Raw genomic sequence first — 7,852 nt, forward strand, 5'->3', positions numbered from 1 at the left:
ACGGAGACCCACAGCAGCGCGGTACGCGGCGACAGCGGCCCGGAGACCGCCCGGCTGGTCGCCAGCCGGGTACTGGACGTGCCGGACTTCCCCAAGCCCGGGGTCATGTTCAAGGACCTGATGCCGTTGTTCGCCGACGGCGACGTGTTCCGTGAGGTGATCGACGGGATCATCGACCACCACGGGCGGGACAACTTCGACATCGTGGTCGGCATCGAGGCCCGGGGTTTCGTGATCGCCGCCGCGATCGCGTACGCGACCGGGTTGGGGGTGGTGCCGGTGCGCAAGGCGGGCAAGCTGCCCCGGCCGGCGTACGCGGCCTCCTACGCCCTGGAGTACGGCGAGGCGACGCTGGAGGTGCACCAGGACGCCTTCACCGCCGGGCACCGGGTGCTGGTGGTCGACGACGTGCTGGCCACCGGCGGCACCGCCGAGGCGACCCTCGGCCTGGTGGAGCGGGCCGGCGGCACGGTGGCCGGGTTCACCGTGCTGCTGGAGTTGGGCTTCCTGGGCGGGCGGGAACGGCTCGCCGGGCGTCCGGTCCATGCCCTGCTGACCGTTTGATTCCTGGGTCGTCCCGCCGACCTGGGACGGACCGTCCGGCGGAGCGGCACGGCACCTACCGTGCGGGTAGCATTGCCCATTGCTGACCGGACGGTCACCCGTCCGGGCGGTGGTCAGGTGTCGGCCGCAGGGCCGGCGGGCAGTGCCACCGACCCGGCGGCGGCCGGCGGGGAACACGCCGGCGTGACGGCCGGTTCGGCAAGTCAGGCGTCGGCCGTACGGTCGGCGTGGTCCCGGCGATCGGTGAGGAGGCCGGTGTCCCACGATGTCGTTCCTCCGGTGGAGGGCACGGTGCACCCGACAGGCGACGCTGACGGCGCGGTGACCGCTCGGAACAACGATCCGGCGGCCGGCCCGACGGGGGCCGGCGACCACGTCGGCGGTACGCCGGACGGCCTGGCGGTGGGGGCGTCTTTCGACGACGACCCGTCGCCGAGCGGTGGTTTCGCGCTCTCCAACGCCCCGACCGGTCGTCGGGTCCGGGCGCGGCTGGCCCGGTTCAACGCCCCGTGGCAGACCTCCCAGGTCAGCGAGGTGCTCGAACCGCTGATCGCCAGCCACCGGGAGAACCATCCGAAGGCCGACGCCCGGCTGCTCCAGCGGGCCTTCGACACCGCCGCGCGCTGGCACTCCGGCCAGTACCGCAAGTCCGGCGACCCGTACATCACCCACCCGCTGGCGGTGGCGACCATCCTGGGCAACCTGGGGATGGACACCACCACGCTGGTGGCGGCGCTGCTGCACGACACGATCGAGGACACCGAATACACCCTCGACCAGATGAAGGTCGACTTCGGCCCCGAGGTCACCCTGCTCGTCGACGGTGTGACGAAGCTGGACAAGGTCAAGCTGGGCGACGCGGCCAAGGCGGAGACGATCCGCAAGATGGTCGTGGCGATGGCGAAGGACCCCCGGGTCCTGGTGATCAAGCTGGCCGACCGGCTGCACAACATGCGGACGCTGTCCTTCCTGCCGGCCCCGAAGCGGGAGCAGAAGGCCAAGGAGACGCTGGAGATCCTGGCCCCGCTGGCCCACCGGCTCGGTATGAACACGATCAAGTGGGAGCTGGAGGACCTGGCCTTCGGCACCCTGTTCCCCAAGCGGTACGAGGAGATCCTGCGGCTGATCGGGGAGCACCAGCCGCAGCGGGAGTCGCTGCTCAAGCAGGTCACCCAGAAGGTCGGCACCGATCTCAAGGCCGCCAAGATCAAGGCGGAGACGACCGGCCGGCCGAAGCACCTCTACTCGATCTACCAGAAGATGATCGTGCGGGGGCGGGACTTCAACGACATCTACGACCTGGTCGGGGTGCGCATCCTGGTCGACACGGTGCGGGACTGCTACGCGGCGCTGGGGGTCATCCACGCCAACTGGCAGCCGGTGCCGGGCCGGTTCAAGGACTACATCGCGATGCCCAAGTTCAACATGTACCAGTCGTTGCACACGACGGTCATCGGGCCCACCGGCAAGCCGGTGGAGATGCAGATCCGCACCTACGCGATGCACCGCACCGCCGAGTTCGGCATCGCCGCGCACTGGAAGTACAAGGAGCACAAGGGCACCCAGATCGTCGGTCCGCCGGCGCACATCGACGAGATGACCTGGCTGCGGCAGTTGCTGGACTGGCAGCGGGAGGCCGCCGACCCGTCGGAGTTCCTCGACGCGTTGCGGTTCGACCTGTCCAGCCAGGAGGTGTACGTCTTCACCCCGAAGGGCGACGTCATCCCGTTGCCGACGGGGTCGACGCCGGTGGACTTCGCGTACGCGGTGCACACCGAGGTGGGGCACAAGTGCATCGGGGCGCGGGTCAACGGCAAGCTGGTGCCGTTGGAGTCGACGCTGTCCAACGGCGACGTGATCGAGATCTTCACCTCGAAGTCCGACACGGCGGGCCCGACGCAGGACTGGCTGAGCTTCGTCAAGAGTCCCCGGGCGCGCACCAAGATCCGCCAGTACTTCAACAAGGAGCGGCGTGAGGAGGCGATCGAGGCCGGTAAGGACTCGATCGTCAAGGCGATGCGTAAGCAGGGCATGCCGTTGCAGCGGATGCTCACCTCTGACGCGTTGATGGCGATCGCCCGGGACCTGCACCTCGCCGACGTCGCCTCGCTCTACGCAGCGGTCGGCGACAGTCAGGTGTCGGCGCAGTCGGTGGTGCAGAAGCTGATGGCCGCGTACGGCGGTGAGGAGGGCGCGGCGGAGGACATCGCCGAGACCGCCGTCGCCACCCGTCCGCCGCACAGCCGGCAGAACAGCAGCGACCCCGGCGTGGTGGTGCGGGGCGTCAGCGACGTCTGGATCAAGCTGGCCCGGTGCTGCACGCCGGTGCCCCCGGATTCGGTCTTCGGGTTCGTCACCCGCTCCGGCGGGGTCAGCGTGCACCGCGACGACTGCGCCAACGCCGAGGACCTGCGGGCCCAGGTCGAGCGGGTGGTGGAGGTCAGTTGGAAGCTCACCTCCGCCTCGACGTTCCTGGTGGCCATCCAGGTGGAGGCCCTCGACCGGCACAAGCTGCTGGCCGACGTCACCCGGGTGCTCTCCGAGGAACGGGTCAACATCCTGTCGGCGACGGTCACCACCACCCGGGACCGGGTGGCGGTGAGCCGGTTCAGCTTCGAGATGGCCGACCCGAAGCACCTGGGGCACCTGCTGGCCGCCGTCCGCAAGGTCGACGGGGTCTTCGACGCCTACCGGGTCACCTCCGGCGCCTGACCGTCAGCCGCGTCCCCCGGTCACCTGACACGGAAGCGCCCGCCGGCTCAGCCGGCGGGCGCTTCGTCGTACGGTGCGGGTCAGCTCTCGATGTCGCTCATCGTCAGCTTGGTGATGGTGACCTCCTTCTTGGGGTGGCCACCCCCCGCCTGCTGCGCGAACGCCTTGTCGTCGCCGGCCGCCCCGACCTGCTTGACCAGGTCCATGCCGGAGGTGATGGTGCCCAGCACGGTGTAGTTCGGGTCGAGCTGCGAGTCGCCGTAGACGATGAAGAACTGGCTGCCGGTGCTGCCCGGCTGCCCGGAGTTGGCCATCGCGATGACGCCCTCCGGGTAGGGGGGCCGCTTGTCGGTCGGCAGGTTCTCCTCCGGCATGCCGTAGCTCGGCCCGCCGGTGCCGTCGGTCTGCCGCCAGCCCTTGCCGGTGGCGCTCGGGTCGCCGCACTGGAGCACCTTGATGCCCTCGGTCACCAGCCGGTGGCACTTGGTGTTGTCGAAGAAGCCCTTGCTGGCCAGGTGGGTGAAGCTGCCGGCGGTGCAGGGCACCTTGGTCCGGTCGAGCTTGGCGACGATCGGGCCAAGGTTGGTGTCGATCGTCATCGTCTGGGTGCCCTTGTTGGCCTGCTGGTTCGGGGGCATCCCGACGTCCTTGACCTGCGCCGGCCGGCCCTCCTTCGGCGCCTCGGTGTAGGCGCACTGCGAGAAGCCCTCGGTGCCGGCGGCCTGCTGCTTGCTGTCGTCGTCGTCGCCACCGAGGCTGGTCGCCAACCAGACGGTGCCGGCGACCACGAGCACCAGGATGGCGGCGGCCCCGACGATCGCCTGCGTCTGCCGGCGCTTGCGGGCCTTGGCCGAACGCTCGGCCATCTCCCGCTCAAGTCGGGCCCGCGCCGCCGCGCGCTGCCGCTCTCTCGTGGACGTCACGGTCACTCCTCCTGGGCTTTCTCTGGCGCGGCGGGGCCGCAGGTACGGGTTGTGGGCCGGCTCAGCCGGCGCTCGGGCTGGCCGCCGGGGACGCGGCCGGGGAGCCGGTCGCCGGTGCGGGGGCGGCCTGCGCCTCGCCGACGGTGAGCTTGCGGATCACCACGTCGGTCTTCGGCTTGACCTTGGCGCCCGCCCCGTTGTCCACGGTCGGCAGGGCGCCGATCTTCTCGACCACGTCGAGGCCGCCGGTGATCCGGCCGATGATCGGGTACGCGGGCTGGGCCGGGCTGGAGTCCTTGAAGAAGAGCAGGAACTGGCTGCCGTTGGCGCCCGGTGGGTTGCTGATCATCGCGACCGTGCCCTTGGGGTAGGTCGGCGGCTGTCCGGGCTGCGGGCTGGCCGAGGGGCTCGCCTCGGGCGCGGTCGGCACGTTCTCGTTGTAGAACGAGTAGCTGGGGCCGCCGAGCCCGGTGCCGCTCGGGTCGCCGCAGCGCAGCGCGCCCTCGGTGGTGATCTCGTGGCACTTGGTGTTGTCGTAGAACGACTTACCGGCCAGGTGGGCGATGCTCGCCCCGGCGCAGGGGGCCCCGGCGAGATCCAGTTCGGCGGTGATCGGGCCGCCCTGGTCGGTGTCGATGGTCATCGTGCGTACCCCGGTGGTGGGCAGATCCTTGGTGGCCGGGGTGCCGACGTCCTTGAGGTTGGTGTTGGCTGCGGCGTCCTGCGGCGTCCAGAGGCAGACGTCCTCGGCGGCCTTCGGCTCGGGGTCGCTGTCGAAGGCACCCAGCCCCCACGCCGCACCGGCCACGATCAGCACCAGCACCACTGCCGCACCGACCCCGGCCTGGATCTGCCGACGCCGTCGGGCGGCGGCGGCCCGCCGGGCCAACTGCCGGTCGAGCTTCTCCCGCGCGAGCTTGCGCTGCCGGTCCCTGCTGGAAGCCACCCGTGCTCCCCTCCTCTACCCTGGTCGTCACCGGCGGTCGGGCCTTGCGCGCCCGCCGTGCCCGCAGGTGCGCCACGCCACACGCCCGCCAGAGTGTACGGGTACCTGCTGTGAAAGTGGTGTACGAGGGCCGGCCTGGGTTTATCAAAGTGCGTCACTGTGCCGTGCGGGGCCCGTGGTACGGGTGGGCGCGGATATCGGATCGCGCCGACGACTAGGCTGCCCAGGAGACGGACGACTGAGACGGAAGGGGAGCGGACGTGCTCGTGGCCGGCTTTCCCGCGGACGCCTTCGGCACCAACTGTTACGTGGTGGCGACCGCGCCGGGGGAGCAGTGCGTGGTGGTCGACCCCGGCATCGGGGTGCTCGACCGGCTCGACGCCGTGCTCGCCGAGCACCGCCTGCACCCGGCCGCCGTGCTGCTCACCCACGGCCACCTCGACCACACCTTCTCCGTCGCGCCGGTCTGCGGCGCACGCGGCATCCCCGCGTACGTGCATCCGGAGGACCGGGAGCTGTTGGCCGACCCGACCAAGGCGCTGTCGATGGACCTCACCGCGCTGTTCGGCGGCCGGCTGCCGTACACCGAGCCCGACGACGTCGCGGAGCTGACCGACGGGGCGACGCTGGCGCTGGCCGGCCTGGAGATCACCGTCGACCACGCGCCGGGCCATACCGGCGGGTCGGTGCTGTTCCGGCTGCCCGGTGCCGGCTCGCCCTGGGAGGCCGACCAGGTCTGCCTCTCCGGTGACGTGCTCTTCGCCGGCTCGATCGGCCGCACCGACCTGCCGGGCGGCAGCATGCCCCGGATGCTGACCAGCCTGCGGGAGAAGGTCCTCCCGCTGGCCGACGACACCGTCGTGCTGCCCGGCCACGGCCCGGCGACCACCATCGGCCGGGAGCGGGTGCGTAACCCGTACCTCGCCGACCTGGCCGTCCCGGACGGCGCGCGCCCCGCCGCGCCCACCCGCGGTCTCTAGCCGTTCCTCCGCGCCCGGCGCGGACCTGTCGATCCCACCGCGCCCGGCGCGGACCCGCAAGGAGTACGTCATGAGCAAGCCCACGCCCATCTCCGGCTTCCCGGAGTGGACCACCTCGCAGCGGATGATCGAGCAGTTCGTCCTCGACCGGATCCGGCACACCTTCGAGCTGTACGGGTTCGCCCCGCTGGAGACCCGGTCGGTGGAGCCGCTGGACCAGTTGCTGCGAATGGGGGAGACCTCGAAGGAGGTCTACCTGCTGCGCCGGTTGCAGGCCGACGCGGACGGCCCGGCCGGTGACGACGCGCTCGGGCTGCACTTCGACCTGACCGTGCCGTTCGCCCGCTACGTGCTGGAGAACGCCGGCAAGCTCCAGTTGCCGTTCCGCCGCTACCAGATCCAGAAGGTGTGGCGGGGCGAGCGCCCGCAGGAGGGGCGTTACCGGGAGTTCCTCCAGGCCGACATCGACATCGTCGACCGGGACACCCTGCCGGCGCACTACGAGGCCGAGATGCCGCTGGTGATCGGGGACGCGCTGCGGTCGCTGCCCATCCCGCCGGTGCTGATCCAGGTGAACAACCGCAAGATCTGTGAGGGGTTCTACCGGGGCATCGGGCTGACCGACCCGGAGGCGGCGCTGCGCGCGGTCGACAAGCTCGACAAGATCGGCCCGGCGAAGGTGGCCGACCTGCTGGCCGAGACGGCGGGGGCGAGCGCGGCGCAGGCCGACGCCTGCCTGGCGCTGGCCGGAATCTCCGCGCCGGACGCGTCCTTCGCCGATGCGGTGCACGCCCTCGGGGTGAGCGATCCGCTGCTCGACGAGGGTGTCGCCGAGCTGGTCGCGGTGGTGGAGACGGCCGCCGCGCACGCGCCGGGGCTGTGCGTCGCCGACCTGCGGATCGCCCGGGGCCTGGATTACTACACCGGCACCGTCTACGAGACCCAGCTGGTCGGCTACGAGCGGTTCGGCTCGATCTGCTCCGGCGGCCGGTACGACAACCTGGCCAGCGCCGGGAGCGTGTCGTACCCGGGGGTGGGGATCTCGATCGGGGTGACCCGGCTGCTCGGGCTGCTGTTCGGTGCCGAGGCGCTGTCGATCTCGCGCAGCGTGCCGACCTGCGTGCTGGTGGCCGTCGCGGCCGAGGAGGATCGGGCGGCCAGCAACGCCGTGGCGGAGGCGCTGCGGTCGCGGGGCGTGCCGACCGAGGTGTCGCCGAGTGCGGCGAAGTTCGGCAAGCAGATCCGCTACGCCGAGCGGCGCGGCATCCCGTACGTGTGGTTCCCGGGAGGCGAGGGTCACCAGGTGAAGGACATCCGTTCGGGCGAGCAGGTGGACGCGCTGGCGGACCGGTGGTCGCCGCCGCCTGCGGATCTGACTCCGGTGATCGGCTGAGCCCGGGTTACTGGCGCGTACGCCGACGGGGACCTACGGTGGCGTAAGTTACGCCACCGTAGGGAGGGCCCCTGTGACCGAGCTGAGCCAGACCGCGCTGCTCCACGAACTCGAACCCGTGGTCGCCAAGAACCTCGACCGTCACCTGTCGATGGCCAAGGAGTGGTTCCCGCACGAGTACGTGCCGTGGAGCGAGGGGCGCACCTTCGACGGGCTGCTCGACGGGGAGCCGTGGCGGCCGGACGACTCGAAGCTGCCGGACGTGGCGAAGACCGCGCTGATCGTAAACCTGCTGACCGAGGACAACCTGCCCTCCTACCACCACGAGATCGCG

The 7,852-nt window shown here is 71.0% G+C and carries 6 protein-coding genes and 1 pseudogene; 5 read left to right on the forward strand and 2 right to left on the reverse strand.

The annotated features are described in order from the left end of the window. Both ACOJTC_RS31400 and ACOJTC_RS31405 read left to right on the forward strand, forming a co-directional pair. On the forward strand, positions 1-564 hold a 564-nt coding region (locus ACOJTC_RS31400), incomplete at its 5' end, for an adenine phosphoribosyltransferase (RefSeq protein WP_420119592.1). Positions 565-996: 432 nt separating this feature from the next. Next, positions 997-3,276 (forward strand): annotated as a pseudogene (locus ACOJTC_RS31405) (RelA/SpoT family protein); the annotation flags it as partial. Positions 3,277-3,356: 80 nt separating this feature from the next. On the opposite strand, the gene ACOJTC_RS31410 reads toward ACOJTC_RS31405, so the two are convergent. Next, positions 3,357-4,199, reverse strand: coding sequence for a peptidylprolyl isomerase (locus ACOJTC_RS31410; protein ID WP_357930727.1), 843 nt, complete (start codon positions 4,197-4,199; stop codon positions 3,357-3,359). Positions 4,200-4,260: 61 nt separating this feature from the next. Beyond that, positions 4,261-5,145, reverse strand: a complete 885-nt coding sequence (locus ACOJTC_RS31415; RefSeq protein ID WP_420119593.1) for a peptidylprolyl isomerase — start codon at positions 5,143-5,145, stop codon at positions 4,261-4,263. A gap of 260 nt (positions 5,146-5,405) precedes the next feature. On the opposite strand from ACOJTC_RS31415, the gene ACOJTC_RS31420 reads away from it, so the two are divergent. From ACOJTC_RS31420 to ACOJTC_RS31430, 3 genes are all read left to right on the forward strand, one after another. Next, the gene (locus ACOJTC_RS31420) at positions 5,406-6,125 is read left to right on the forward strand and encodes an MBL fold metallo-hydrolase (protein WP_420119594.1); all 720 of its coding nucleotides are present in this window, start codon (positions 5,406-5,408) and stop codon (positions 6,123-6,125) included. A gap of 70 nt (positions 6,126-6,195) precedes the next feature. Then, entirely contained in the window at positions 6,196-7,518 is a 1,323-nt protein-coding gene (gene hisS, locus ACOJTC_RS31425; RefSeq protein ID WP_420119595.1) for a histidine--tRNA ligase, read from the forward strand. Between the two features lie 73 nt (positions 7,519-7,591). Then, the coding region (locus tag ACOJTC_RS31430; protein ID WP_420119596.1) for an acyl-ACP desaturase at positions 7,592-7,852 on the forward strand (261 nt) is incomplete at its 3' end.

The sequence above is a fragment of the Micromonospora sp. genome, from assembly GCF_048594385.1.
GTDB classification, from domain to species: Bacteria; Actinomycetota; Actinomycetes; order Mycobacteriales; family Micromonosporaceae; genus Micromonospora; species Micromonospora wenchangensis.

Bases quoted from the DNA above. Each gene is read 5' to 3' on its own strand.
- hisS (WP_420119595.1), top strand. From the start codon at position 6,196: ATGAGCAAGCCCACGCCCATCTCCGGCTTCCCGGAGTGGACCACCTCG.